The organism is Rhizobium sp. SRI_017, assembly GCF_057586295.1.
Genome location: NZ_JBYCZP010000005.1, coordinates 413,671 through 439,587, shown reverse-complemented (window position 1 = coordinate 439,587; position 25,917 = coordinate 413,671). Strand labels below are relative to the sequence as shown.

Annotated in this window: 25 protein-coding genes and 1 other RNA gene; 6 read left to right on the top strand and 20 right to left on the bottom strand. The window is 60.7% G+C overall.

Going from position 1 to position 25,917, the window contains the following annotated elements; genetic code table 11:
- Positions 1 to 33 precede the first annotated feature (33 nt).
- From aqpZ to rocF, 6 genes are all read right to left on the bottom strand, one after another.
- Positions 34 to 750: an aquaporin Z gene (gene aqpZ / locus AC2YI2_RS14765; protein WP_487387228.1), complete on the bottom strand. Its 717-nt coding sequence runs from the start codon at positions 748 to 750 to the stop codon at positions 34 to 36.
- Positions 751 to 965: 215 nt separating this feature from the next.
- Positions 966 to 1,652 (bottom strand): Crp/Fnr family transcriptional regulator, encoded by a 687-nt coding sequence (locus AC2YI2_RS14760; RefSeq protein ID WP_487387227.1) that lies wholly within the window; start codon positions 1,650 to 1,652, stop codon positions 966 to 968.
- 149 nt (positions 1,653 to 1,801) lie between these two features.
- Positions 1,802 to 5,155 carry an efflux RND transporter permease subunit gene (locus AC2YI2_RS14755; protein ID WP_487387226.1) on the bottom strand — a complete coding sequence of 1,118 codons (3,354 nt, stop codon included), beginning with the start codon at positions 5,153 to 5,155 and terminating at the stop codon, positions 1,802 to 1,804.
- A gap of 12 nt (positions 5,156 to 5,167) precedes the next feature.
- Positions 5,168 to 6,364 carry an efflux RND transporter periplasmic adaptor subunit gene (locus tag AC2YI2_RS14750; RefSeq protein WP_487387225.1) on the bottom strand — a complete coding sequence of 399 codons (1,197 nt, stop codon included), beginning with the start codon at positions 6,362 to 6,364 and terminating at the stop codon, positions 5,168 to 5,170.
- Between the two features lie 373 nt (positions 6,365 to 6,737).
- The gene (locus AC2YI2_RS14745) at positions 6,738 to 7,802 is read right to left on the bottom strand and encodes an ornithine cyclodeaminase (protein ID WP_487387224.1); all 1,065 of its coding nucleotides are present in this window, start codon (positions 7,800 to 7,802) and stop codon (positions 6,738 to 6,740) included.
- Positions 7,799 to 8,722 (bottom strand): arginase, encoded by a 924-nt coding sequence (rocF, locus tag AC2YI2_RS14740; RefSeq protein WP_487387223.1) that lies wholly within the window; start codon positions 8,720 to 8,722, stop codon positions 7,799 to 7,801. The genes AC2YI2_RS14745 and rocF overlap by 4 nt, the downstream gene beginning before the upstream one ends.
- Before the next feature lie 114 nt (positions 8,723 to 8,836).
- Between rocF and AC2YI2_RS14735 the strand changes: the two genes are divergently transcribed.
- A complete protein-coding gene (locus AC2YI2_RS14735) occupies positions 8,837 to 9,274 on the top strand; it encodes an Lrp/AsnC family transcriptional regulator (protein WP_487387222.1) in 438 nt (145 codons plus the stop codon).
- On the opposite strand, the gene AC2YI2_RS14730 is transcribed toward AC2YI2_RS14735, so the two are convergent.
- From AC2YI2_RS14730 to tkt, 5 genes are all read right to left on the bottom strand, one after another.
- Positions 9,271 to 9,714 (bottom strand): hypothetical protein, encoded by a 444-nt coding sequence (locus AC2YI2_RS14730; protein ID WP_487387221.1) that lies wholly within the window; start codon positions 9,712 to 9,714, stop codon positions 9,271 to 9,273. The two genes, AC2YI2_RS14735 and AC2YI2_RS14730, sit on opposite strands and share 4 nt — an antisense overlap.
- A gap of 48 nt (positions 9,715 to 9,762) precedes the next feature.
- The gene (locus AC2YI2_RS14725; protein ID WP_487387220.1) at positions 9,763 to 10,959 is read right to left on the bottom strand and encodes a phosphoglycerate kinase; all 1,197 of its coding nucleotides are present in this window, start codon (positions 10,957 to 10,959) and stop codon (positions 9,763 to 9,765) included.
- Positions 10,960 to 11,034: 75 nt separating this feature from the next.
- Positions 11,035 to 12,831, bottom strand: a complete 1,797-nt coding sequence (locus AC2YI2_RS14720; RefSeq protein ID WP_487387219.1) for a potassium/proton antiporter — start codon at positions 12,829 to 12,831, stop codon at positions 11,035 to 11,037.
- 261 nt (positions 12,832 to 13,092) lie between these two features.
- The gene (gap, locus tag AC2YI2_RS14715; protein ID WP_487387218.1) at positions 13,093 to 14,100 is read right to left on the bottom strand and encodes a type I glyceraldehyde-3-phosphate dehydrogenase; all 1,008 of its coding nucleotides are present in this window, start codon (positions 14,098 to 14,100) and stop codon (positions 13,093 to 13,095) included.
- Positions 14,101 to 14,170: 70 nt separating this feature from the next.
- Entirely contained in the window at positions 14,171 to 16,147 is a 1,977-nt protein-coding gene (gene tkt / locus AC2YI2_RS14710; RefSeq protein WP_487387217.1) for a transketolase, read from the bottom strand.
- Between the two features lie 308 nt (positions 16,148 to 16,455).
- On the opposite strand from tkt, the gene AC2YI2_RS14705 reads away from it, so the two are divergent.
- The 3 genes from AC2YI2_RS14705 to ssrS all read left to right on the top strand — a co-directional run bounded on the left by AC2YI2_RS14705 (position 16,456) and on the right by ssrS (position 17,350).
- Positions 16,456 to 16,728, top strand: a complete 273-nt coding sequence (locus tag AC2YI2_RS14705; protein WP_487387216.1) for a DUF4164 domain-containing protein — start codon at positions 16,456 to 16,458, stop codon at positions 16,726 to 16,728.
- 25 nt (positions 16,729 to 16,753) lie between these two features.
- Positions 16,754 to 17,134: a cell division protein ZapA gene (locus AC2YI2_RS14700; protein WP_487387215.1), complete on the top strand. Its 381-nt coding sequence runs from the start codon at positions 16,754 to 16,756 to the stop codon at positions 17,132 to 17,134.
- Between the two features lie 58 nt (positions 17,135 to 17,192).
- Positions 17,193 to 17,350, top strand: a non-coding RNA gene (ssrS, locus tag AC2YI2_RS14695) — 6S RNA.
- A gap of 73 nt (positions 17,351 to 17,423) precedes the next feature.
- On the opposite strand, the gene AC2YI2_RS14690 is transcribed toward ssrS, so the two are convergent.
- From AC2YI2_RS14690 to ybgC, 3 genes are all read right to left on the bottom strand, one after another.
- Complete coding sequence (locus AC2YI2_RS14690) at positions 17,424 to 17,903, bottom strand: DUF2938 domain-containing protein (RefSeq protein ID WP_487387214.1); 480 nt, start codon at positions 17,901 to 17,903, stop codon at positions 17,424 to 17,426.
- A 153-nt stretch (positions 17,904 to 18,056) separates the two neighbouring features.
- Positions 18,057 to 18,284: a hypothetical protein gene (locus AC2YI2_RS14685; protein ID WP_487387213.1), complete on the bottom strand. Its 228-nt coding sequence runs from the start codon at positions 18,282 to 18,284 to the stop codon at positions 18,057 to 18,059.
- 123 nt (positions 18,285 to 18,407) lie between these two features.
- Positions 18,408 to 18,836, bottom strand: a complete 429-nt coding sequence (gene ybgC / locus AC2YI2_RS14680) for a tol-pal system-associated acyl-CoA thioesterase (RefSeq protein WP_487387212.1) — start codon at positions 18,834 to 18,836, stop codon at positions 18,408 to 18,410.
- A gap of 89 nt (positions 18,837 to 18,925) precedes the next feature.
- Between ybgC and AC2YI2_RS14675 the strand changes: the two genes are divergently transcribed.
- Positions 18,926 to 19,432, top strand: coding sequence for a hypothetical protein (locus AC2YI2_RS14675; protein ID WP_487387211.1), 507 nt, complete (start codon positions 18,926 to 18,928; stop codon positions 19,430 to 19,432).
- On the opposite strand, the gene AC2YI2_RS14670 is transcribed toward AC2YI2_RS14675, so the two are convergent.
- The 6 genes from AC2YI2_RS14670 to ruvC all read right to left on the bottom strand — a co-directional run bounded on the left by AC2YI2_RS14670 (position 19,429) and on the right by ruvC (position 23,313).
- A complete protein-coding gene (locus AC2YI2_RS14670; RefSeq protein ID WP_487387210.1) occupies positions 19,429 to 20,328 on the bottom strand; it encodes a metallophosphoesterase in 900 nt (299 codons plus the stop codon). The two genes, AC2YI2_RS14675 and AC2YI2_RS14670, sit on opposite strands and share 4 nt — an antisense overlap.
- On the bottom strand, positions 20,329 to 21,369 hold the full coding sequence (gene ruvB / locus AC2YI2_RS14665; RefSeq protein ID WP_487387209.1) for a Holliday junction branch migration DNA helicase RuvB: 1,041 nt from the start codon (positions 21,367 to 21,369) through the stop codon (positions 20,329 to 20,331). It lies immediately after the preceding gene.
- A 73-nt stretch (positions 21,370 to 21,442) separates the two neighbouring features.
- On the bottom strand, positions 21,443 to 22,057 hold the full coding sequence (gene ruvA, locus AC2YI2_RS14660; protein ID WP_487387208.1) for a Holliday junction branch migration protein RuvA: 615 nt from the start codon (positions 22,055 to 22,057) through the stop codon (positions 21,443 to 21,445).
- A 27-nt stretch (positions 22,058 to 22,084) separates the two neighbouring features.
- On the bottom strand, positions 22,085 to 22,501 hold the full coding sequence (locus tag AC2YI2_RS14655; protein WP_487387207.1) for a type II toxin-antitoxin system VapC family toxin: 417 nt from the start codon (positions 22,499 to 22,501) through the stop codon (positions 22,085 to 22,087).
- On the bottom strand, positions 22,482 to 22,745 hold the full coding sequence (locus tag AC2YI2_RS14650; protein ID WP_487387206.1) for an AbrB/MazE/SpoVT family DNA-binding domain-containing protein: 264 nt from the start codon (positions 22,743 to 22,745) through the stop codon (positions 22,482 to 22,484). The genes AC2YI2_RS14655 and AC2YI2_RS14650 overlap by 20 nt, the downstream gene beginning before the upstream one ends.
- Positions 22,746 to 22,800: 55 nt before the next feature.
- Positions 22,801 to 23,313 (bottom strand): crossover junction endodeoxyribonuclease RuvC, encoded by a 513-nt coding sequence (ruvC, locus tag AC2YI2_RS14645; protein ID WP_487387205.1) that lies wholly within the window; start codon positions 23,311 to 23,313, stop codon positions 22,801 to 22,803.
- A gap of 248 nt (positions 23,314 to 23,561) precedes the next feature.
- Between ruvC and AC2YI2_RS14640 the strand changes: the two genes are divergently transcribed.
- A complete protein-coding gene (locus AC2YI2_RS14640; RefSeq protein ID WP_487387204.1) occupies positions 23,562 to 25,859 on the top strand; it encodes a methyl-accepting chemotaxis protein in 2,298 nt (765 codons plus the stop codon).
- Positions 25,860 to 25,917 lie beyond the last annotated feature (58 nt).

Here is a 25,917-nt window from a genome sequence, read left to right as displayed (position 1 = left end):
TCGATCTCACATGCCGAGCACGGGGCTCCTGCACTATTCCGTGCGACCGATGCCCCGCGGGGATTCGCCCGGCGATAGGACAAAACTCCAAATTGCCGCGCCAATCGCACCACCGATCAGGGGCGCCAGCCAGAACAGCCAGAGCTGACCCATGGCCCCGTTCTGGGCGAAGAATGCGACGGCAGTCGAGCGAGCCGGATTGACAGACGTATTGGTCACCGGAATCGAGATCAGGTGGATAAGCGTCAACCCCAAGCCGATTGCGATCGGTGCGAAGCCGGCGGGGGCAGCAGCCGATGTTGATCCAAGAATGATAACAAGGAACGCGGCGGTTAGCACCACCTCGATGAGGAACGCCGCGGTGATGCCGTAGCCGCCGGGGGAGTTCGCGCCATAGCCGTTGGACGCAAAGCCACCGACCGCGAAATCGGCCTTTCCAGTTGCGATCACATACAGAACCAGGGCTCCGACCGCGCCGCCGACGACCTGCGCAATCCAGTAGGGGACAAGATGCGCCCAATCGAACCGACGGGCAATCGCAAGACCAAGGGAGACGGCTGGATTGAAATGGCCGCCAGAGATGCCGCCAACGGCATATGCCATCGTCAGAACCGTCAAGCCAAAGGCCAGTGACACTCCCGCAAAAGCGATGCCCAACTGCGGAAAACCCGCAGCCAGCACGGCGCTGCCGCATCCACCGAACACAAGCCAAAAAGTGCCGAAAAACTCAGCTGCTAGTTTCCTAAACATACTTCCTCCGATCGCATTGTCCTAAAGGACGCGATTTTGTCGAACTATGCTTGCCTGGGGCTGAGGCTTAAGAGGCGCATCTGCCGATGGAGCCTACCCGCATATCACTCGCTGATCGCGTGAGGTGCGGATAGTCTCGGCCAGAGTCGAAAGAAAAAGCGCGCGCTCCGCGCTTCAGGGGTCAATGCTGGATCGGCGGCTGGGGTCGCCGCCAGTCAAAAATTTTCGAGCGCCTCGGCATCGGTAATGTGCACCATGCGGCCGCTGATCGAGACGCCGGTCTTCTGCAGCATTGCGAAGGCGCGGGAGAGCGCTTCTGGCGCAAGACCGAGCTTGCCGGCCAGCAGGCTCTTCTGGAACGGGAGGCGGAACGGATTGCCAGGGCCACCCTGTGCCCGCCAGAGTTCGAGCAGATATTTGGCCACGCGCTGCGGCGCCGTGTTGAGGCGGTCGTTCGCGACGCTGAGACGGGCGTCCATGCTGTGCTTGGCCATGATCCGGCCAATCGCAAGCAGCAGCGGCGGTTCTTCCTTCATGATCGCGCTGATCGCCTGTATGTCAAAGGCGGCTAATGTCGTCGCCTCGGCCGCCTGCACCTGGAACGGATAGCATCCGTCGAGGAACATGGCGCATTCGCCAAAGACGTCGCCTGGTCCGTAGATGGCGATGTCGGCCTGGCGGCCCTTGGCATCGACGCGGTAGAGCCGCACATGGCCGCTGATGACAGTGAAGAAACTGCGCGGCGTGCTCTCGAGCGCAATCATCACCTCACGCGCGCGGCAGCTCATCAGCGAGGCGGCTTCCAGAACGCGACGCTGGAGGCGCGGCTCAAGATCAACGAGCAACACGGACCTCAACGCGATTTCGCGATCACGTGCGCTCAGCTTCATGTTCCTGTTCACCACCATACTCCCGAGAAGAACCGACACGCTTATAGAGTAGCCGGTTCCTGTACCGGGAAATTGATCTGAATCAACTTCTGGCAAAAATTCACCTCAAAAGCAGAAACCCGACACGAGGCCGGGTTTCTGACAATTCGCAACTCTGGCGACTATTCCGCCGCGAGCGGTTTGCTGGTCATGTCGTTTGCCACGGCGCCGCGCCGGTTCCGCGTTGCGGCGGCGGGCTCGGGAGCCGCCGGCCGATCGCTTTCGAGCCGCTGTAGCCGTTCTTCGAGCGAAGAAATCGTCCGGCTGTTGTCAGTGAGCAGCCGTGTGAGTTCTTCGTTCTCCAGTGCCGGCTGATCTTCCTCCTTCTTGCCGAAGAAGCGGCCGAAGATCCAGCCGAGCAGACGCGACAGATCATCCATGATCAGGAAGAAGGCTGGCACGACGACAAGCGACAGCACCGTCGAGACGATGATGCCGCCCATCACCGCGATCGCCATGGGAGCGCGGAACGCACCGCCTTCGCCGACGCCGAGCGCCGACGGCAGCATGCCGGCTGACATGGCAATCGACGTCATGATGATCGGACGCGCGCGCTTGCGGCCCGCTTCCACCATGGCTTCGCTGCGCTTCATGCCGCGATGCATCATCTCGATCGCGAAGTCGACGAGCAGGATGGCGTTCTTCGCCACGATACCCATCAACATCAGCATGCCGATCATGACAGGCATCGACAGTGCATTGTTGGTGATGAGCAGCGCAATCGCCACGCCGCCGGTCGCCAGGAACAGCGAGAAGATGATGGTGATCGGCTGCAGCACGTCCTTGAAGAGCAGGATCAGCACCGCGAAGACCAGCATCAGGCCGAGGATCATCGCATTGAGGAAGCCCTGGACCATTTCGCCCTGGATCTTGGTGTCACCGCTTTCCAGCTGCTGCACGCTCGGTGGCAGGTTCGCGGCCTTGACCGCCTTGTTGAAGGCCACCATGGCCGGATCAAGCGCAACACCCTTCGGCAGGCCGGCGCCCAGCGTCACGACGCGGTTGCGGTCGTAGCGCTTGATCTGGCTCGGACCCTCCGCATAGAAGATGTCGGCGACCGACGAAAGCGGCACGCTGGCACCGGTATTCGTCGGAACCTTCAGCGCCTTGATGGCCGAGAGATTGCGGCGGACGGAAAGGTCGAGCTGCACACGAACCGGGATCATCCGATCGTCCAGCGAAACCTTGGAGAGCGCCTGGTCGGTATCGCCGATCGTGGCGACGCGCACCAGTTCCGACACCTGCGCGGTGGTGATGCCGAGGCGAGCCATGCGCACCGGATCCGGCCTGATCTGGATCTCCGACCGGGGCAATGCGCCTTCCGCGCCGACATTGAGCAGTTCCGGTGCTTTGCGCAGTTCGGCTTCAAGCAGAGCGGTCGCCTTGTCGAGATCTTCAGCGTTCGGCGACGTCAGATTGTAAGCTATGTCACGCTCGCCGCGGTCATTGAGCTTCAGGATGCGGGCATCCGGAATACCGGCGACGCGATTGAAGATCTCGGTTTCGATATCCCACTGCGGAACCGTACGGCCGTGGACCTCCATCTTCGGAATATAGGCCCCGACAACGGGCAGACGGCCGAAGACGTCGTTGACGACCTTCTTGAGCAGCGAGTGCTCGACCTTGTCGAGGTTCACATAGATCGATGCGCGGCGCAGTTCGAGATCGCCCTTGGGCGACGAACCGCCGAGGACGTAGATACTTTCCACACCCTCGATATCCTTGATCCGCTCGGCCACCTGGCTGGTCACATTGTCCGTGTCCTCGAGCTGTGCGCTCGGCGGCAGTTCGACGGACAGGATCACGCGACCGGCATCTTCGGGCGGCATGAAGCTGCCTGGAACCTGTGCCAGGAGGACGAACGATCCGAAGAGCACGCCAAGCGCAATGACCAGCGTGGCATACCGGCCATACCAACGATGCGTGACGGCGCCGACCAACGCGGTGTAGCCGCGCATGATCCAGCCTTCCTTGTCATGGCTGTCATGGTCAAGGTTGGCGTCGGATGCGCGCATCATATAGGCGGCCATCAGCGGCGTGACCAGTCGCGCCACAGCGAGCGAGAAGAATACCGAAATCGCGACGGTGAGGCCGAACTGGATGAAATACTGGCCCGGAATGCCGCCCATGAAGGATACCGGAGCGAACACCGCGATGATGGTGAAGCTCGTGGCGATGACGGCGAGACCGATTTCGTCGGCCGCTTCGATGGCTGCCCGATAGGGCGTCTTGCCCATCTTGATATGGCGGGCGATATTCTCGATTTCCACGATCGCGTCGTCGACCAGAATACCGGTGGCGAGCGTCATGGCGAGGAACGAGACCAGGTTCAGCGAGAACCCGATCATGTCCATAATCCAGAAGGTCGGGATCGCCGAAAGCGGTAGCGCCACGGCCGAGATCAGTGTCGCGCGCCAGTTCCGCAGGAACAGGAAGACGACGATGACGGCGAGCACTGCGCCTTCGATCAGCGTATGGATGGCCGATTCATAGTTGCCATAGGTGAAGTAGACCGCGTCATCGACGAGTTCCATCTTCACTTCAGGGTACTTGGCCTTGATATCGTTGAGACCGGCCTCGGTCGTCTCGGCAACGGTGACTTCCGACGCGCCCTTCGAGCGGAACACGGCGAAGGAAACGACCGGGTTGCCGTTGAAGCGCGAGAAGGACGACGGCTCCTTGTAGGTATCGCGGATGCTCCCGAGATCGGAAAGCTTTACGAAACGGTTCGCCGACACGTAGATCGTCGTATCCGCAAGCGCCTTGACGTTGCGCTTGTCGCCAAGCGTACGGATTGCCTGTTCGCCGCCGGCGAGCTGGCTGCGGCCCGAACCCATGTCGGCATTGGTGTTGCGGAGCTGGCGATTCACGTCGGCCGCGGTGATGCCGTAGGAGTTGAGCTTGGCAGGGTCGAGCTCGATATGGACCTCGCGATCGGCGCCGCCGTAACGGTCGATACGTCCGACGCCGGGCTTGCCCTGAAGCGCGCGTTTCACCGTATCGTCGACGAACCAGGACAGCTCCTCGAGCGTCATGTTGGGCGACGACACCGCATAGGTTCGGATCGGGCTGCTTTCGACGTCGATCTTGGTGACTTCGGGAGTCTCGGCGGTAGCCGGCAGGTCGGACTGGATGCGGTCGATCGCATCCTTGACGTCCTGCAGCGCCTTGTCTGAGGGCACCTCGATCTTGAACATGATAGCGGTCGTCGACACGCCGTCATTGACCGTCGACTGGATGAAGTCGACGCCGGCGATACCGGCCACAGCGTCTTCGACCTCGCGCGTCACCTGCATTTCGAGTTCGGCCGGCGCTGCACCGGTCTGTGACACGCTGACCGAGACGATCGGCACGTCGATATTCGGGAAACGGGTGATCGGCAGCTCGTAGAACGACTTCATGCCGAGGACCGTCAGCAGGAAGAAGGCGAGCAGTGGCGCGACCGGGTTTCGGATGGACCAGGCTGAGAAATTCATGTCCCGTCCCCCTTACTTCGACGCTGTCTTCTGGAAGACCGGGGCGACCTTGTCACCGTCGCGCACATAGGCGCCCGCCTTCTCAACCACGATATCCTTGAGCTTCAGCCCTTCGGAAATCTCGACGAAATCGCCATCCTGGACGCCGGTCGCAACCTTGGTCATCGTGACGACGCCATCCACCACCCGGCGAACAACCATGCTGCCGTCTTCGGCCATGACAGCGGTGAGCGGCAGCGCCAAAACCTTGCGATCCGACACGATGACCTCAGCGGAGGCATACATGCCGATGCGCGCGATATCCGGGTTGTCGATCGAGATCTTCACAGTTCCAAGACGGGTCGTGGCATTGATCACGGGCTCGATCGTCCGCACCTTGCCTTCGACGCGCGTGCTGGTTCCGGCGACATTCATATACACGACCTGGCCGGGCTTGAGCTTGAGCAGGTCGCCTTCGGACACATCGGCATTGAGTTCGATCGCGTTGTCGCGAATGATCGTGAAAAGCGGATTGCCGGCACCGGCGGCGATCGCGCCGATCTTGGCATTTCGCGCCGATATGACGCCGCCGATCGTCGTCTTAACGTCGGTGCGGGCGAGCCGGAGATCGACATCGTCGATCTGGGCGTCGATGACCTTGAGATCAGCATCGTTGGCGACAATGGACTGCTTGGCAGAATTCACACGCGCAGTCGATGCCGTCGCCGTCGCCCGAAGTTGCTCCGCCTGACCGACAGCAAAGGCCTTGCTCTTGACCAGACGCTCGGCGCGCTCGGCCTGACGGATTGCCTCTGCCTCGTTGGCTTCCGCCTCGAGGACCTGCGCCTGAAGCTGCGAGGTCACGGCCTGGACCTTGGCTCTGTTGGCAAGGAGCTGACTCTTTTGCAAAATCAGCGAGTCGGTCGCGAGCGTTGCAAGAACGTCTCCTGCCTTGACGGTGTCGCCGATATCCGCCTTCAGGTCCTCGATCCGGAGGCCTTCGACCTGCGGCTGGACATAGACCTCTTCGACGGCCTGGACGGTTCCGGTCACGATGATCCGGTCGACGAGTTGATGCTCGCCGACTTCGGTTACCCGGATCGCGGGAAGATTGGCGTCCGCGGGCTTAGCCGTCGTCGTTGCGGCTGGCTCCTCAGCGGAAAGCACAATGGCTGGCTGCGCCGCAAACACAGACGCGGCGAGAATGAACGCAAATTTGCTTGTAGACATGTATCATCGTCCCTGGCCGGTGGTCGAAGTTTGAATGATAAACCGGTTCCGGCGGTTAGCCGGAAGCATACCCTCTTTGCTGCAGTGCAACAAGTCCGTTGAAGGACTTCGCGCCAATCACACTGCAAACTCGGTTTCTATCCAGTCCGCCGCCCCCACCCAGCTTGACCGGCGGGGCAAGCGTGCAAAGGCAGCATGCCCGCTATGTGGACATTCAACGAAGGTCTCACAAGTGGGCTCGCTATCCTAATAATTGCAGAAAGTAAAAAAATGAAGGCACGATTGGACCAACTCTTGCACTGTTACGCAAAAGCGACAGTTTTGATCGGAACTGATCAATTTCAGTCCTGAAATTTAGTCGGTCGTCCAATAGTCAGGCAACCTTAGCTTCCTGTTTCGTCGAACGCAAGAGCATGCCGAAAAGATCGCGCGGTTCGTCCGGATCGGCCAGCAGGTCGAGCTCTTCGAAGAGACCCGTGCCGGCAAGGCGGTCACGGAGATAGCGCAGCGCAGAGAAGTCCTCGATCGCAAAACCGACGGAGTCGAAGAGCGTGATCTGGGCGGCATCGCGGCGGCCCTCGGCCTGGCCCGCGATCACCTTCCAGAGCTCATTGATCGGATGGCTGCGGTCGAGCTGCTGGATCTCGCCCTCGATCCAGGTCTGCGGCGGATATTCGACGAAGATGTCCGAGCGCAGCACGACATCCTTGTGGAGCTCAGTCTTGCCGGGGCAGTCGCCGCCCACCGCATTGATGTGAACGCCTGACCCGACCATGTTGTCGGTCAGGATCGTCGCATTCTTCTTGTCGGCCGTGACGGTGGTGATGATATGGGCGCCACTGACTGCTTCTTCCGGCGTAGCGCATTCGGTGATATCGAAACCGTATCCGGCGAGATTTCTGGCGCATTTCGTGGTGGCATTGGGGTCGAGATCATAAAGGCGCAGTTTGTTGATCCCCAGCACGGCCTTAAAAGCCATCGCCTGGAATTCGGACTGCGCGCCATTGCCGATGATCGCCATGGTATCAGCACCCTTCGGCGCGAGATACTTGGCGGCCATGGCCGACGTCGCGGCGGTGCGCAGCGCCGTCAGAATGGTCATCTCGGTGATCAAGGTCGGATAGCCGCTCGCCGTATCAGCCAGAACGCCAAAGGCTGTCACGGTCTGGCGGCCGGTCCGCGTGTTGTAGGGATGGCCGTTGACATATTTGAAGCCGTAGAGCGTGCCGTCGCTGGTCGGCATCAGCTCGATCACGCCGGCTTCCGAATGAGCGCCGATACGTGGCGTCTTGTCGAACAGCTCCCAGCGGCGGAAATCCTCCTCGATGTAGCCGACGAGGTCCGTCAGGAACTTGTCGAAACCAGTCCGCATCACGAGCTTCATCATGTTGTCGACGCTGACGAAGGGAACGATGTTGAGGTTCGGGATCGGCGTCATGCAAAACTCCTTGTGGGTCGGTCGATCACCTGCTTGCCCATCAGGCTCGCGGTGAAATCTGTCATGAGAACTGCGGTCCGGCCGCGGTCATCGAGGAAGGGATTGAGCTCGACGAGGTCGAGGCTGCAGACGAGGCCGCTGTCGTGAAGAATCTCCATGACGAGATGGGCCTCGCGGAAGGTCGCCCCACCCGGCACAGTGGTGCCGACTGCGGGGGCGATGGACGGTTCGAGGAAATCGACGTCGAAGCTGACATGGAGCACGCCGCCGGCTTCTTCGATCTCCTTGAGGAAGCGCTTGAGGGGCGTGACGATGCCTTCCTCGTCGATCATGCGCATATCGGCGACCTGGACGCCAACCTCTCTGATAGCCTTGCGTTCGGCGGGATCGACGGAGCGGATACCCATCATCATCATGTGCTCAGGCTTTACCGGCGCTTCGAGCGGCGGGAAATAGCCTTCGAAACCCGGCTGGCCAGTGAAATAGGAAACCGGCGTGCCGTGGAGATTGCCTGATGTCGTGGTCACCAAGGAATGGAAATCCGTGTGGGCGTCGAGCCAAAGCACATAGAAGGGCTTGCCGCGCGCCTTGGCACGCTTCGCCATGCCCGAAACCGTGCCTGCCGACAGGCTATGGTCTCCGCCGAGGAAGACCGGCGTCGCATCGGCGCTCTCGGTGAAGGCGGCATAAGCCAGCGCCTCGGTCCAGGCGACGGTTTCGGCGAGATTCTTGAGCGCCTTGTTCGGATGATCGAAACTGCGCGGCGTCGCCGGCGACACATTGCCGAGGTCGACGACGTCGTGGCCGAGCTCGCGAAGCGCGCCCACGATTCCAGCAGCACGAAAGGCAGCCGGTCCCATGTCACATCCGAGACGACCCGTGCCTTCCTGAACCGGCACGCCAATGAGCTTGATCTTCATGAATTTCTCCTTGCGATGATTGCACCACGAATGAATGGCAGTGTGAACAATATGATTTGGCAATTAGAACCATATTGCTTATCATTATGATGAATTTGGCTGGCATATTGGCACATGGACGATCTCGACCGGAAACTCATCACCCTTCTCCGGCACAATGCGCGCCGCAGCGTCTCGGATCTCGCGATCGAACTCCGCGTGGCACGCGCCACGATCCGCACCCGCATGGAGCGGCTGGAGCAATCGGGTGAGATCATCGGCTATACGGTCATGTTGAAATCCGATGCGGCAGCGCTTCCCGTCCGCGGCATCATGATGATCGAGGTCGAGGGCCACTCCGCCGACCGCGTGCTGCGTGCCCTCAACGGCTTTTCGGAAATCGCGGCCATCCATACGACCAATGGCCGCTGGGACCTGATTGCCGAGCTCGGTGCCGGGACACTGCCGGATTTCGACGGTGTCCTGCGGCGCATCCGGCTCATCACGGGTATCACCAGCAGCGAAACCACATTGCTACTGACGACGCCGCGGAGCACTAAGGCGCGGCTTTAAGGCGCGATTTGCACCGGCGTGCCTTCAAACGCCTTGGACGGAAGTCGTACGCCCGCGAGCGGGGGGTCGCCGATTTCGAAGGCGATAAACTCCCAGAAGAACAGCGTCTGTTTCCGGGCATTGAATATTGCCGAGAAAGGGACGAAGAGCGGCGGGTGGCCGGGGCGGAAAACCTTTCGGTTCTCGATATAGAGCCCGGTATCGGTGGTGATGACGGTCAGCACATGCTTGTACCGAGCCATGCCGAACATGCCTGTGAGATGTTTCAGGACCCTGCCCTGCGGTGGCCCGCCGACAGCGGCGTAGCGCTTGCCGACCTTGCCCCAGCCGCCGATGAAAGACATGACCAGAGTGACGCCGACCCAGAGGGCGGTGAAGAAAATCGGAAATACGATGAGGATGAAGAGGACAATTAGAGCCGTCTCGGTACCGGTAGACAATCGCAAATCCCCCAAAGAAAATGGCGGGCAAGCCCGCCATTCAAAAGATCATTTTTTCAAGACCTCGACACCCGGAAGCGGCTTGCCTTCCATCCATTCGAGGAAGGCGCCACCTGCGGTCGAAACATAGGAAAAGTCGTCGGCCACGCCGGCATGGTTGAGCGCCGAAACCGTATCGCCGCCGCCCGCGACAGAGACGAGTTTGCCGGCTTTGGTTTCCTCGGCCGCATGCTTTGCGGCCGAAACGGTCGCCTTGTCGAAGGGTTCGATTTCGAACGCGCCGAGTGGGCCATTCCAGACCAGGGTCGCAGCCTTGCCGATCCAGGCATTGACTGCTTCAATCGACTTCGGGCCGACATCCAGCATCATGGCATCGACCGGAATGGCGCTGACGGCCACCGTCTCGTTGGCGGCATTGGCTTTGAACTCGCGCGCGACGACGCCGTCCGAAGGCAGAACGATATGACAACCGGCTGACCTGGCTTCCGCCATGATGGCGCGCGCCGTGTCGGCAAGATCGTGCTCACAGAGCGACTTTCCGACATTGATGCCCTGGGCCGCGAGGAACGTGTTGGCCATGCCGCCGCCGATTACCAGCGCATCGACCTTCTTCACGAGGTTCTGCAACAGGTCGATCTTGGTCGAGACCTTGGCGCCGCCGACAATGGCAACGACCGGGCGCGTTGGATTGCCGAGACCCTTTTCCAGCGCTTCGAGCTCGGCCTGCATGGTGCGGCCGGCATAGGCCGGAAGATGGTGGGCGAGACCCTCGGTCGACGCATGCGCGCGATGGGCTGCGGAGAAAGCGTCGTTGACGAAGATGTCGCCATTGGCTGCAAGCGCCTTGACGAAATCCGGCTCGTTCTTCTCTTCCCCCTTGTGGAAGCGGGTGTTTTCGAGCAGCAGGATGCCGCCGGCTTCAAGGCCGTCAATGGCAGAAGCGGCCTTCCCGCCGATGCAGTCGTCGGCGAAATGCACCTTGCGATCCAGAACCGCCTCGACGGAAGGCGCGACAATCTTCAGCGAAAACTCCGCCTCGGGCCCTCCCTTGGGACGGCCGAAATGGGCGAGCAGGACGACCTTTGCACCCTTGTCGGAGAGTTCCAGAATCGTCGGTGCGACGCGCTCGATACGCGTCGCGTCGGTGACCTTGCCATCAGCCACCGGCACATTGAGATCGACGCGCACGAGAACGCGCTTGCCTTTGATGTCACCGAGGTCGTCGAGGGTCTTGAAAGACGGCATGAGATCAATCCGCACTGATGTTGAACCGGCGCGAACATACACCGGCAGATAGGAGACGCAAGCCCGCGAACCCGCTCAGGTCTCGCCCCGGAAGCGGTTTCGCATACGCTCGGCAATCTCGCGGATGTTGAGGAAGATCGGCAGGGTATGGCGCGGCTCCACTGCTTCCATCGAGATGCCGATGGAGGAAATGTGATTGGTCTCGTCTATGTCGCGGACAATGAGGATGATCGGGCCGAGACGAACGCGGTCGGCATAATCTGCCCGGCCGCCGAGTCGGGAAAGCATCAGTTCGCCGACCGTCATGCCCTTTTCGTTTTCTATCAGCAGGCCGGGGCCGTAGGCCGCATCGAGCTCGCGCGCCGGCCGATGCGGCGAGATGGCAAAGGTGCCGAAGAACTCCTCGTCCTCAGGATCGAGTTCGGCGCGCGTCGCGAACAGCCGGTCAAGCAGCGGAATGAAGGTCGGCGTCACGAACAGATACGCAATGTCGTTCTCTTTGAGCCGTCCCGCATATTGGTAGCGCATCGACCGACCATCGCGGATGACGAGCGAGGGCATCGCCCAGCGCGGCAGGCGCTCGCCTTTGAAAACCGGGCTGTCCTTGATGACCCGATAGGCGACGAGTTCATGGTTAGAAGAACGCGGGAGATCGACCTCCAGCCTGTCGACCGCGCCGGTCTGCCTCGGGATGATAAGGCCGAGGCGTCGCGCCACCGGCTTCAATGTCCAGCCCTGCAGGAGCAGCGATACCAGCACGATGATGAAGGTGATGTTGAAGAAGTTCTGCCCGTTCGGCAGCCCCGACAGAATAGGCAGGATCGACAGCAGGATGGATACGGCGCCGCGCAACCCGACCCAGGCGAGAAACGTGATTTCACGCTGGTTGAAGTCGAAGGGCAGCAGGCAGAGCCAAACCGCAAGCGGGCGGGCGACAAAGATCAGGAAGACACCGAGGACGACCGCTGGGATCGCGATCGAATGGAAATCGGATGGCGTCGCCAGAAGGCCGAGCATCACGAACATGATGATCTGCGCAAGCCAGGTCATTCCATCCTGGAAGCGCTTGATCGCCAGCTTCGACGGAAGCTTCTGGTTGCCGGCATAGAGCCCGGCGACATAGACGGCGAGGAAGCCGCTGCCATGCAGCGCGCCAGTGGTCGAGAAGACGAGCAGTGCGAGTGCCAGGACCAGAATGGGCGTCAGCCCTCGGTCGGCGTCGAAGCGGCTGACCGCGGCAGCGATCAGCCAGCCGCCCGCAAGACCTGCGACAAAGCCGATGCCCATCTCCTTGACGAAGGAGAGCAGCAGCGCCCCGTTGAAGCCGGCGAGGCCTTGCCCCGAAGTGATCAGTTCAACAAGAGAGATGGTGAGGAAGATTGCCATCGGATCATTGGTGCCCGACTCCACTTCGAGCGTGGAGGTGATCTGGTCGCGGATGTTGATGCCGCTGATCCTGAGAAGGAAGAAGACCGCGGCGGCATCCGTCGAGGCGACGATCGAGCCGAGCAGCAATCCCTCAATGAAGGTGAAGTCGAGTAGATAGATCGCAGCAGTGGCGAAGATCACCGTCGTGATGACAACACCGACCGAGGCAAGCACCACGGCCGGCACGGCAGCCTGCCTGAACGCCTTGATCGGCGTGCCGAAACCGGAGTCGAACAGAATGATCGCCAGGGCGACATAACCCAGCATGAAGGACAGGCCGTTATTGCTGAAATCGATGCCGAGACCATCGACTCCGGCGATCAATCCGACGCAGAGAAAAAGTAGAAGTATGGGGGAGCCAAAACGAAAAGCGATAAGGGAAGAAAACGCAGCCAGAAGAACCAGCGAGGCACAGACCAATACGACGATATAGAATGCCTCCAATAGTTATCCCCTCTTGCGCTCCAATAACTGGCGACTTTCCCGCTCAACCCGCCAGAAAAACAGACAAATATACTTCCATGTGCCAGGATAATCATTTTCCGACCATGGAGAAGGATGGGCCGGCGAATCCCGGCGAAGCAATACTGCTTTGAATATATGGACGAGAATGCGGCGATGACAATGAAAAATGGCAAATCGCCGGAAAATGAAAAGGCGGGCAAATTGCCCGCCTTGAAAATCGTCGATCCGTATTTTCGCGGATCAGATGAGCTTGGCCATCGCGACGGCGGTGTCCGACATGCGGTTGGAGAAGCCCCACTCGTTGTCGTACCATGAGAGAACCGAGACCATCGTACCGTCCATGACCTTGGTCTGGTCGAGCGCCACGGTCGAGGAATGCGGATCGTGGTTAAAGTCGATCGAGACGTTCGGATGGTTGGTATAGGCCAGAACGTTCTTGAAGCGGCCATCGGCGGCGGCGATGATCGCGTCGTTGATGTCCTTCACGGTCACCGACTTCGAGGCGATGAACTTGAAATCAACAAGCGACACATTCGGCGTCGGCACGCGAACCGAGATACCGTCGAGCTTGCCCTTGAGGGCCGGAATGACAAGGCCGATCGCCTTGGCTGCACCGGTCGAGGTCGGGATCTGGCTGAGCGCCGCAGCACGGGCGCGGTAGAGATCCTTGTGCATCGTATCCAGCGTCGGCTGGTCGCCGGTGTAGGAATGGATCGTCGTCATCATGCCGCGTTCGATGCCGAAGGCCGAATGCAGCACGTCGACCACCGGCGCCAGGCAGTTGGTGGTGCAGGACGCGTTGGAGACGACGAGGTCTTCCTTGGTCAAGGTGTCGTGGTTGACGCCGTAAACGATCGTCTTGTCGGCGCCATCGGACGGAGCGGAAACGAGCACGCGCTTCGCGCCAGCCGAGAGGTGGATTGCCGCCTTGTCTTTCGCGGTGAAAATGCCGGTGCATTCCATGACGATATCGACGCCGAGATCGCCCCAGGGCAGCTTGGCCGGATCGCGTTCGGCGAGAACCTTGAAGCTTTCGGAGCCAATGGAGATCACGTCGCCATCAACCTTCACTTCATGGGGAAAACGACCATGCACCGAGTCGAAGCGCAGCAGATGCGCATTGGTCTCGACCGGGCCAAGGTCGTTGACCGCAACGACGTCGATGTCCTTACGACCGGATTCATAGATCGCGCGGAGCACGTTGCGGCCGATACGGCCGAATCCGTTGATGCCTACCTTGACTGCCATGGTGTGTTTCTCCTGGTCAACCTTCTTGAGGCGCTTGATGTAGCGCCCCTCTCAAAGCATTTCAATCGATTTATGCGAGCATCTTCGACGCAAGATCGGAGACAGCTTCCGGCGTGATACCGAAGTGTTCGTAGAGTTGCTTATAGGGTGCCGAAGCACCGAAGCTCTTCATGCCGACAAAACCGCCGTCATTGCCAATGAACCGATCCCAACCCTGCCGAACGCCGGCCTCGACCGCGATATTGACCTTGGCTTTACCCAGAACCGAGGCCTTATAGGTGTCGGACTGCTGTTCGAAGAGTGCTACGGCCGGGACGGACACGACGCGAACCGAGACGCCCTTGGCCTCAAGCATTTCCTTGGCCTTGAGCGCGATCTCAACTTCCGAGCCGGAGGCGAAGATCGAAACCTTAGCATCGGCAGCGTCCGACAGGACATAGGCGCCCTTGGCCGAAAGGTTCTCCTCGCTATAGGTGGTGCGCGCGGCGATCAGGTTCTGGCGGGTCAGCGCCAGGCCCGACGGATGGGTCTTGGCTTCGAGCGCGAGCTGCCAGCATTCCGCCGTTTCGGTCGCATCGGCCGGACGGAACATCACGAGACCCGGGATGGCGCGGAGCGCCGCCATCTGCTCCACCGGCTGGTGGGTCGGACCGTCTTCACCGAGACCGATCGAGTCATGCGTCAACACATGGATGACGCGGATGCCCATCAGCGAGGCGAGACGGATCGGCGGGCGGCAATAGTCCGAGAAGATCAGGAAGCCGCCGCCATAGGGGATGAGGCCGCCATGCAGCGAAATACCATTCATGGCCGAGGCCATGCCGTGCTCGCGGATGCCGTAATGCATGTAGCGGCCGGAGAAATCGGTCGGAGTGATCGACTTCATCTGGCTGGTCTTGGTGTTGTTGGAGGGCGTCAGGTCGGCCGAACCGCCGATCGTCTCCGGTAGCACGCCGTTGATGACTTCAAGCACGTCCTCGGAGGCCTTGCGGGTTGCGACGGAAGCCTTGGCCTCGGCGAGCTTCTTCTTGTGTTCGGCAATTGCCGGGCCGAAGGACTTCGGCAGGTCACCGGCGAAGCGGCGTTCAAATTCAGCCTTGTGGGCAGAACCAGCCAGGCGGCCTTCCCACTCCTTGCGGGCAGCGACACCGCGGGTGCCGGCTTCACGCCAGGGCTTGAGGACCTCGTCAGGAACGACAAAGGCTTCCCAAGGCCAATCGAGCGCCTTGCGGGTCGCCGCGATTTCCTCTGCGCCGAGCGGCGAACCGTGGACCTTGTGGGTGCCGCCCTTGTTGGGCGCCCCAAAGCCAATCGTGGTCTTGGCAGCGATCAGGGTCGGCCTGTCGGACTTCTGCGCAGCCTCGATCGCCTTGCCGATGGCTTCAGGATCGTGACCGTCGATCTCGATCGTGTTCCAATGCACCGACTTGAAGCGGGCGATCTGGTCGGTCGAATCCGACAGAGATACGGCGCCATCGATGGTGATGGAATTGTTATCCCAGAAAACGATCAGCTTGTTGAGCTTGAGGTGGCCGGCTAGCGCGATCGCTTCCTGGCTGATGCCCTCCATCAGGCAGCCGTCGCCTGCCAGCACATAGGTGTAGTGGCTCTGGAGATCCGAACCGAATTCATCCGCGAGCTTGCGCTCGGCGAGCGCGAAGCCGACCGAATTGGCGAGGCCCTGGCCGAGCGGGCCGGTGGTGGTCTCGATGCCGGTGGCATGGCCATATTCCGGGTGGCCGGCGGTCTTGGAACCGAGCTGGCGGAAATTCTTGAGCTCGTCGATCGTCAGGTCCTCATAACCGGTGAGGTAGAGGAGCGAGTAGAGCAGCATTGAGCCGTGTCCGGCCGACAGGATGAAGCGGTCCCGGTCAGGCCAGTGCGGCGCCTTGGGATCGAATTTCAGATATTTCGTGAACAGCACGGTGGCGACATCAGCAGCGCCCATCGGCAGGCCGGGGTGACCCGAATTTGCCTTTTCAACGGCATCCATGGCCAGGAAGCGGATTGCGTTTGCCATCCGATCGTGTTGTTCGCGTGAAGTCATGATCTGACGCTTGCTCCGAAGTAAGGGGGGAGCAGCCGAAGGCTGCCGCCAATCGAGGGGGACACATAGCAGTTGGACGGTGTCTGTCAATCAATTCGCACAAGCTTTGTGCGGTGCGAGTCCAGATTCTACGCAGTAGGAAACTGTGCAGTTCCAGCACCCGCAAACAAGCACTACAACTCTTCCACAGAATTGCCTGATTTTGCGGCGCTTTGATCGATTGACGCGAGCCTGAGCGATCTCATACTATCGTAGAGTTAGCTCGGCCTGCAGGCGGTCGATTCGAGATTCTATAGGTTTGGTTGAATATGCCCGCAGGGACGGCGGTCAAGGCTGCGATCGAGGAACTTCGTAATGCATTGGGGGCGCTCGACCGCGCCATCGATATGCGTTTCGAACGCGAACGTGACTCCGTCGAGATGGAACAGGAGATACGGCGCGTCCACGCCGACCGGTCGCGCCTCGCACAGGATCTCGACCAGTCCGAATTCCGCGCCAACCGCCTCGAGGAAGTCAATCGCGAAGTCTCTCGCCGGCTTGTCACGGCGATGGAAACAATCCGCGCGGTCCTCGACCGCTGAAATCAGTTCGAAGAGCGTTTTATCGATGGCACAGGTAGTGGTGACGATCGACAGCAAGGCCTATCGCATGGCCTGCGAGGAAGGTCAGGAAGCCCATCTCGAGGGTCTTGCCCAGAATTTCGATCGCTATGTCGGCCACCTCAAGGCGCAGTTCGGCGAGATCGGCGATCTCCGGATCACCGTCATGGCCTCGATCATGGTGATGGACGAACTCTCCGAGGCCAATCGCCGGATCGGTGAACTGGAACGTCAGATGGACGCGATGCGCCAGCATGGCGACAACGCCGCCACGGTCGCCGAGAAGAGCGATCACGCACTCGCGGGCATGATCGCCGAGCTCAGTTCCCAGGTGCGCTCGATTGCCGACAAGCTCAATGGAACCGGCGGCGCCGACAGCGCCAACTGATTTGTCTCATTTCCCGGCTGCCCCTTCCTTCTGGGCAGCAAAACCACTATATGTCGGTTGCGGTCTGCGCCTCTCGACAGGGTCAACATTTCCAGGGGCCATACTCGATCTAAAGGGAGCTGTCCCTGTTCCGGCCCGTGGGCTGGGGCACACGGCGCCCACCTACGTTTGTAGGCACCCGGGATCGAAGCACTCATCGGCTGTCGTGGATCGCACCTTTCCCCTCATTGAGTGCCAATTCGGAGTATGCCGCCTAATTCAGCGACATCTGGTCCGCCAAATGGCGCTCTCACCGCAGAGCGATCGCGGTCCCCCACATGCCGAGTGCGAAGATCGTGTGGGCAATCAGCCCCATCGCGCGGACTTTCGTCGGATTGGGTGTGTTCGATGCCATCCAGCCGAGCCCGAGACCGGGATGCAGCAGGAACCAGCCCGCGCCGACGGTCACGATGCCCCATATGAAGGCCGGGAGGAATGTCGGCGCGGCAAGCCAGGTCTCGCCCATGAAAAGCGCCAGCACCACGCCATAGACAATCCCGACAAAGTAATGGAACGCCCAGCCGAGTACCTGCTCGTTGGCGTAGGGCGTCGCATGGGCAATGCTGTCGTGGAAAACCGTGCCGTCCTGCAAGTGCCAGGTCCAACGTCCGACGGGCGCCCAATTCGGTGCACTTTGCCCGAAGAGTCTCCAGAGGATGATCGCCCAGATATCCATGGCGACCGTGCCGCCGATGCCGATCAGGGCGCCGATGAGAATGGTGTGAAGCATGGTGATTCCTGCCAGACGGGAACGGCATGAAGAGCACCGGATCAGGGATTAGGCAAGCCCTTGCAGCAATGACAGATTCAAAATGGAGGAAGCCCGGTCCAGCAGGGCGGCGGACCGGGCTTCAGGGCAATCTGCGCCTTTGGCGAACGGGGATTAGGCGCAGACGCGAACTTTCTTCATGTAGGGAAGGCCGTTGAAATCATACTTCAAGGTCTTCTCGATCCGGCAGGTCTGGACGGTGTATTTACCGACGACCGCTTCTTCCGACGCACCCGTCACCTGGGTCTGCGCCGGGCGGAGCGAGATGCCTGCCTGAGAGGCCGCTGCAAAGCTGATTGCGCCCGCACCGATCACCACTGCCATGACAAGAAACTTGCGCATCGTCGAAACCTTCCGTTTTGTCGTTCCGGAAGGCCTTGGCCGTCCGATGTCCCTGTTTTCGCATCACTGGCGCTTGGATGCTGTTACAAAGGGAACAGGAGGAATGTTTCAGGAATATGCCGCTCAGAATTTTGCTGCGAGATCAGCCGGCAGTCGGCGCGGCCGGCCGGCCCGGTTGACGACGGCAACCGTTACTTTGGCAGCGATCAGCACACGTTCGCCGAGCCGCACCTCCTGCGCAAGCACGAGCTTGGCGCCGGCAGCCTTCTCGCTGACGGTGACGATATCGACCACGTCATCCATCCGCGCCGAACCCTTGAAGTCGATCTCCATGCGATGGACGACGAAGGCGAGCCCCTCGCCTTCCGCCGCATGCAGTCTGGCCTGCTCGATACCGAGGCAGCGAAGGAAGTCGGTGCGCCCCCGCTCCATGAAATGCAGGTAGCGAGCATGGTAGACGACACCCGAGAAATCCGTGTCCTCGTAATAGACCCGCTGGGTCAGCACATGGCCTTCTGCAGTCAGTGCACCGGAGAGGGGAATATTCGTCATGGGCGAGCCGTAGAGATTTGAGCGAGTTGTGACGCGGGTGATCCCGCGCGGACCGCGGCAGCTATAGTGGTTGACGAGAGGATATGACAATGCCCATTCGTTCCGGATTGATCGTCGTACTCAGGCTCTTTGCGATCCTGCTTCTGCTTCAGATCGCGGGCTACATGTTGGCTGTCGCGGTAACCATGCCGGGGTCCGAGGATGCCTCGCGGTTGCCCCAGGTCGCCGTGGCGGCCTTCCTGCTGATCCCATTCCTGCTGATCTTCTGGGGTGCGGCCGCGATCGTGGATTTCCTTGCTCCCAAGCCGGCCGATATCATACCCGAAGGGCCGATGACAGAACCCAGCCTCCAGGCGATTGCTTTCAGTGCGATGGGTGCCTTCATCCTCTTTCTTGCCCTTGGCCAGACGATCGGGTGGCTGTCAGCCTGGTACTATGTCAGTCGGGTGCCGGGTGCCACCGCCGACCTGCTTCCTGTCGGGGACCTGCCGAAAGCGATCCTTGGCTGGGTCGTCGGTGTCTACCTCCTGCTGGGCGGACCGGGCCTTCGGCAATGGATCATCGGTCTTCGGCGTGCCGGCCTGAAGGACGTCTAGCCTAGTTCGAGCAGCACGATCTCCGGCAGGCTCATGAAACGAACCGGAATGACCGAGCAGCCGAGGCCACGCGAGACGACGAGATTCCGACCGCCCTCCTCGACATGGCCGCCGGCATAGAGCGCACCGAAGCGCGATGGTACGACCGGCTTCCAGCCGAAAATATTGATCTGCCCGCCATGCGTATGGCCCGAGATCGTCAGACTGACGCGCGCGGGAACATCGGGAAAGATGTCCGGCTCATGGGCGAGCAAAATGACGGGTCCATCATCCGTCACCTGGGCAAGTGTCGCGGGAAGATCGTCAAGCCCCTGCCAGCCCGTCCGATTGAACCGACTGCCTGGCCGGAGCGCAACCTGGTCGTCGAGGCCCGCCAACCAGAATCCCATTCCATCCTTTTCAAGCCGGATTGCACGGTTCACGTGGACTGAGATGCCGACATCTTCGAGCGCCTTCTTGGCGAAGGGTTCGGCCGTCTGGTCACGCTGGAAGGTCAGGTCCTCCCAATAATCGTGATTGCCCATCACCGCATGCACACCGAGCGGCGCGCTAAGCCCTGCCATCGCCCTGGACCATTCGGACGAGTGGACATGATCGGTCACGAGGTTCATGCCGCTGACATAGTCGCCGAGCAGCAAAATGACGTCTGCTTCCAGTTCATTGGCGCGGTCGCAGATGCTCTTGATCCGCTCCGCGCTCATCCAGGGCTCGCAGGCGTGGATGTCGGCGATCACAGCCGCGCGAAGTTTCAGCCCCGGCGTCCAGCCCGGCGGCGTCAACCGGTAGGTCGTGATACGGGCCTTCGCCATCACCTCGGAGAAGGGATAGGCGGCCATGGCAGCAAGCACCAGCCCGCCGCGCCAGAGGAATTTCAGGAAGCCACGGCGGGTGAACAATCAGTCGTCATCCTGGAACAGGGCAATCTGCGTCATGGCAAGGTTCGCCGGCGGGTTGAGACCGAGATGCTTCCATGCATTTGCGGTCAAAACACGGCCGCGCGGCGTGCGCTGGATAAAACCCTGCTGGATGAGATAGGGTTCGATAATGTCCTCGATCGCATCGCGCGGCTCCGAGAGGCCCGCGGAGATCGTTTCGATGCCCACCGGCCCACCGCCGAAATTGGTGGCGATCATGGTGAGATAGCGCCGGTCGAGCTGGTCGAAGCCCATATGATCGACATCGAGGCGGGTCAGCGCCTTGTCTGCGACCTCGCGATTGACGGTCTCCGCTTTCGCCACTTCGGCAAAGTCACGCACGCGGCGCAGAAGCCGGCCCGCGATACGTGGGGTGCCCCGCGCCCGTCGTGCTATTTCCCGAGCGCCCTCGACCGACATCGGCAGACCCATCAGACGCGCGCCGCGGCTGACGATGCTTTCCAGTTCCTCCACCGTGTAGAAATTGAGCCGCACCGGAATACCGAAGCGGTCGCGCAGCGGGTTGGTCAGCAGGCCGAGGCGGGTGGTTGCCGCCACGAGCGTGAATTTCGAAAGATCGATCTTCACCGACCGCGCCGCCGGCCCCTCGCCGATGATGAGATCAAGCTGGAAGTCTTCCATTGCGGGATAGAGGATTTCCTCGACCGCCGGATTGAGCCGATGGATCTCGTCGATGAAGAGCACGTCCCGCTCTTCGAGATTGGTAAGCAGCGCCGCAAGGTCGCCAGCCTTGGCGATGACCGGGCCCGATGTCGAGCGGAAATTAACGCCCAGTTCCTTCGCCATGATCTGCGCCAGCGTCGTCTTGCCGAGGCCGGGCGGACCGACGAACAGCACATGATCGAGCGCTTCGCCACGATTCTTTGCTGCCTCGATGAAGATCTTCAGATTGGCGCGTGCCTCTGCCTGGCCGGTGAACTCGTCGAGCGACTGCGGCCGCAGCGCCGTGTCGATGTCGTCGCCACGCCGTTCGGGCGTCAACAATGCGTTGGGGCCGGTCATTGAAAATCGTCCATTGCGTTGCGGCTCATCTCAGCACGGCTTATCAAGCCCGCATCGATAAGGGAAATCGGATTCACCGCGCCAGCTCCTTCAAACCCAGCCTGATCAGCTTGGCGCTATCCGCACCCTCGCCGCCATTCCTCAGCGCCGCTGCAACGGCATTGGCCGCCTGGTCACGCGAATAGCCGAGATTGGTGAGTGCCGAGACGGCATCCGAGACTGGCGCCGCGGCGACGCCTTCCCCTATCTCCTGCTTAAGCGCGATATTGATAGATTCGCCCGCGAAGGCCGGCGCCTTGGTCTTGAGCTCAGTGAGGATACGGATCGCGACTTTCGGGCCGACGCCCGGCGCACGGGAAATTGCCGTCTTGTCCTGGAGCGCGATGGCATTGGCGAGTTCCGATGGCGTCAGTGTCGAGAGCACGGCGAGCGCTACCTTCGAGCCCACGCCCTGGACAATCTGCAGCAGACGGAACCACTCGCGCTCGAGAGCTGTCATGAAACCGAAGAGCTTCAACTGGTCCTCGCGGACATAAGTCTCGATGAACAGAACAACCGCTTCGCCCGCCGAGCCGATGCGCGACAGCGTCCGGCCCGAACAGAAGGCGACGTAGCAGACGCCGTGTACGTCAACGAGAACATAATCCTCGCCGATCTCGTCGATCGTTCCCTTGAGCTTTCCGATCATGTGGCTTTTCCGATCATGCGCGTACTTTCAGGGATGGGTTTCGGGAGAAATCGTAGCGAGATCAGGAAAATAGGTTCGGTATCTTGCTGCGTCACGCGTCAGCAACCGATGCCCGCGAACGGCGGCATGAGCGCCTATCAAGAAGTCTGGCAAGGTCCGTTCTCGAACGCCTCCGCGTGTCCGATAATCCCTGTGGGCTACACCAGCGCGGTAGGCAGCTGAAAAGGGGAGCGTCTCGCGAACGAGATCCAGTCGCGAAAAGAGTGTGGCCAGCTCGGCCTCGCTGTGACGCATTCCGGCCAACTCGGCCCAAACGATCGGAGACAGTACAAAGGAAGATGTCGTCCTGAGCGACGCTATCTGCCTTACAGACCATTCGAGAAACCGTGTCGGCGGGCCAAAAATGTCGATGAAGATGTTGGTATCAATGAGGATCGAGGTCATCCCGCGGCCCCCTCAACCATTCCATATACTCGTCAGTCGTCATCCCGCCGGTATTTAGCGTGCCGCTTACGCTGTTTAGCCATGCTTCAAAATCCGCGGGCTCGCGCTTGCGATGATCGGCAAGAACGATCAGCCTGGCGCCGCTTGCATCGTGAATGAAATCCACTTCGGAGCCTGGCACAATGCCGAGTTGATCGCGGATTTCCTTGGGAATGGTGACCTGGCCTTTTTCGGTGACGCGCATGGTAATACCTCTAAAGTATTACTTCTCACACAAGAGAGAACAAGTCAAGAACAAACTACCCGCCCGCCATTTTCAGCCGCGCCCTCAAGCCTCCGGAGTGATGCGCATGACAGATCGCGATCGCCAGCGCATCCGCTGCGTCATTGCCCACAAACTGCGCCTTCGGCATCAGCACCTTGAGCATCAGATGAATCTGTTGCTTCTCGCCGTGGCCGACGCCGATGACGGCCTTCTTCACCGCGTTCGGCGCATATTCGGAGACCGGCAGCCCGGCGCGCGCCGGAACCAGCATGGCGATGCCGCGGGCCTGGCCGAGCTTCAGGGTCGCCGTCGCGTCCTTGTTGACGAAGGTCTGCTCGACCGCCGCCTCGTCAGGCTTAAACGAATGGAGCACCTCGGCGAGCCCGTCGTGCAATTGGCAGAGCCGCGAGGCGAGATCGGCCTTGTCGTCGGATGTCACTGTGCCGGAGGCCACGAAGCGCAGCGAATTGCCAAGCGTTTCGATGATTCCCCATCCGGTTCGGCGGAGACCGGGATCGATGCCGATGATGCGAATCAGGCTGTTCATGCCACACTTATAAGCCGCGCCATCGCCGCCAGCCATCTGCCGAGGACCGCAACACATGTTTGATTGCTTTTGATTTGATTTTTTTCGGTTTTCGAAGCCTGATTAACCACGAATTAAACGGTTCAGCTTGAGATATCAGACTTCAAGGGGAAGGCAGAAAACTGCCTCGGGGAACATTGCACGTTTGCGGCTGCCGATCCGGCGCCATCGAAGACGATGTTCCGCGCCCAGCCCGAACGGAGTCGTCAATGCCGAAGATCTTTCAGACTCTTCAGGGTAAGGTCATCACCATTTTCCTGGTGTTGATCTTCCTTTCGGAGAGCGCGCTTGCGCTTTTGAGCTACTACAGTTCCAACACGATCTTCCTGGAAAAGACCAAGGCCTCGATGGAGAGCATCCTGACCTTCCGGTCCTCCAACCTGTCGAGCGGGCTGCATCAGATCACCGACCAGGCCTCCTCGCTCTCCAAGATCGAGTCGCTCGGCAAATCGATGGTCAATTTGAAGAGCGGCTGGAAGTCACTCGACAAGACTCCCGGCAACGCCAAGACGGAACTGCAGCAATATTTCATCGCCAAGAACCCGAACCCTGCCGAAGAGCGCGAGAAGCTCATCAAGCCGGAGGGTCCGGCCGGCTATTACTACTCGGCCCATGAAGAGCTTCAGCCGCAGCTTGCAAAGGTGCTGGCCGCGACGCCCTTCAAGGACATGCTGATGCTCGATGCCAAGGGCAATGTCATCTATTCCTACAAGAAGGCAGAAACATTCGCTGAAAACGCCGCCGACCCGGCCCTCGCCGAAACCGGCCTCGGCAAGGTCTTCGCCGAAACGTCCGCCAATGTGAAAAAGGCCGAGACCGATGAAGTGCCCAGCGCCTTCTCTGGCCTTGCCATGAACAAGGCGACTGGCAAATCCGACATTTTCGTCGCCGTGCCGCTCGTCAATCTCGGCCAGCTCCGCGGCATCTTCGTCTTCCAGGTTCGCGATGACGTGGTCGGCAAGATTCTTTCGATGGGCATTCCCTCGGGAAGCTCGGAGAAGACCAACATCATCACATCGGACGGCACCGTGATCGGCCTCGATGACAAGGGCCAGCTCACGATCGTCGATGCGGCGCCCTACGCCTTTCGCGATGGCGCCATGGCCGACGGTGCCATGACGGTGGCAAACTTTGCCCGTGCCGATGGCCCTGCCACCAGCTTCAGCAAGCCGCTGGTCGAAGGCGAGTCCAAATATCTGATCTCCGAAAGCGTGCTCGACAGCGAATTGCAGGCAGGCTCGCTACAGATCGCCGCCCTGCTGACACTCGTCGGCACGGCTGTTCTCGCGATCACCTCGGCCATCGCCTGGTTCGTGCTTCGCCGCATGTTTGGCCCGCTCGGCCGCCTCGCCGGCGCTACCGAAGCCGTTGCCGCAGGCACGCTCGACATCAAGATCGACGGCGAGGCGCGCAAGGACGAGATCGGCACCATGTCGCGCGCCCTCTCAGGCTTTCGCGACTCGCTGATTTCCCAGCGCGAACTCGAGGCTCAGGCCAAGGCCTCGCAGGCCGCAGAAGAGGAAGGTCGCCGCTCCCGTGCCGAACAACAGCAGCGTGAAGCTGATGCGCTCTCGGCTGTGGTCAACGCATTGGGCGAAGGCCTGACCCGCATGGCGCGGGGCGACCTCGCCTACCAGATCCACCAGCCCTTCCCGACAGCGCTCGAGAGCCTGCGCCACAACTTCAACGCCTCGGTCGATCAACTCGCCGAAGCGCTGACGGCGATCAGCCGCAACTCCAATGCCGTCAAGGCAGGCACCGAGGAAATGCGCAGTGCGGCCGACCAGCTTGCCGAACGCACCGAGCGCCAGTCGGCTTCGATCAGCGAAGCGGCCACCTCCATCGGCCAGATCACCAATGCGGTTCGCCAGCAGATGGCACGCGCCGAGGATGCGACCCGGATCGCACGCGACGCGACCCAGGGCACGCGCGCTTCCGCCGATATCATGGAGCAGACGATCAAGGCGATGGAGGCGATCCAGAGCTCGTCGCAGCAGATCAACACCATCATCTCCGTTATCGACGAAATCGCCTTCCAGACCAACCTGCTGGCACTGAATGCCGGCGTCGAAGCGGCCCGTGCCGGCGAATCCGGCAAGGGCTTTGCCGTCGTGGCGCAGGAAGTGCGCGAACTCGCCCAGCGTTCGGCAAAGGCAGCGAAGGAAATCTCCGATCTGTTGTCGAAATCCACTTCCGAAGTGGAGGCGGGTGTCTCTATGGTCGAGAAGGCCGGCCAGGCGCTGAAAGCGATCGGGAGCCATGTGGAATCGATCAATCACCAAATATCAGCGATGATGGACTCGACCCGCGAGGAAGCCGAAACGCTCCGCGAAATCAACACCTCCGTCACCCAGATCGAGGGTATGACGCAACAGAACGCGGCCATGGTTGAGGAGACCACGGCGTCCATCCATCAACTGGCCCAGGAAGCCGGCGAAATGGACGGCCGTATCGGCCATTTCCAGCTCGCCGAACAGGCGGCTCCGGAGTGGCGCCGCGCCGGCTGATAGAGTTTCAGGACACATTGAGACTGGCCGCGGTCACCTCCGCGGCCATTTTACGTTG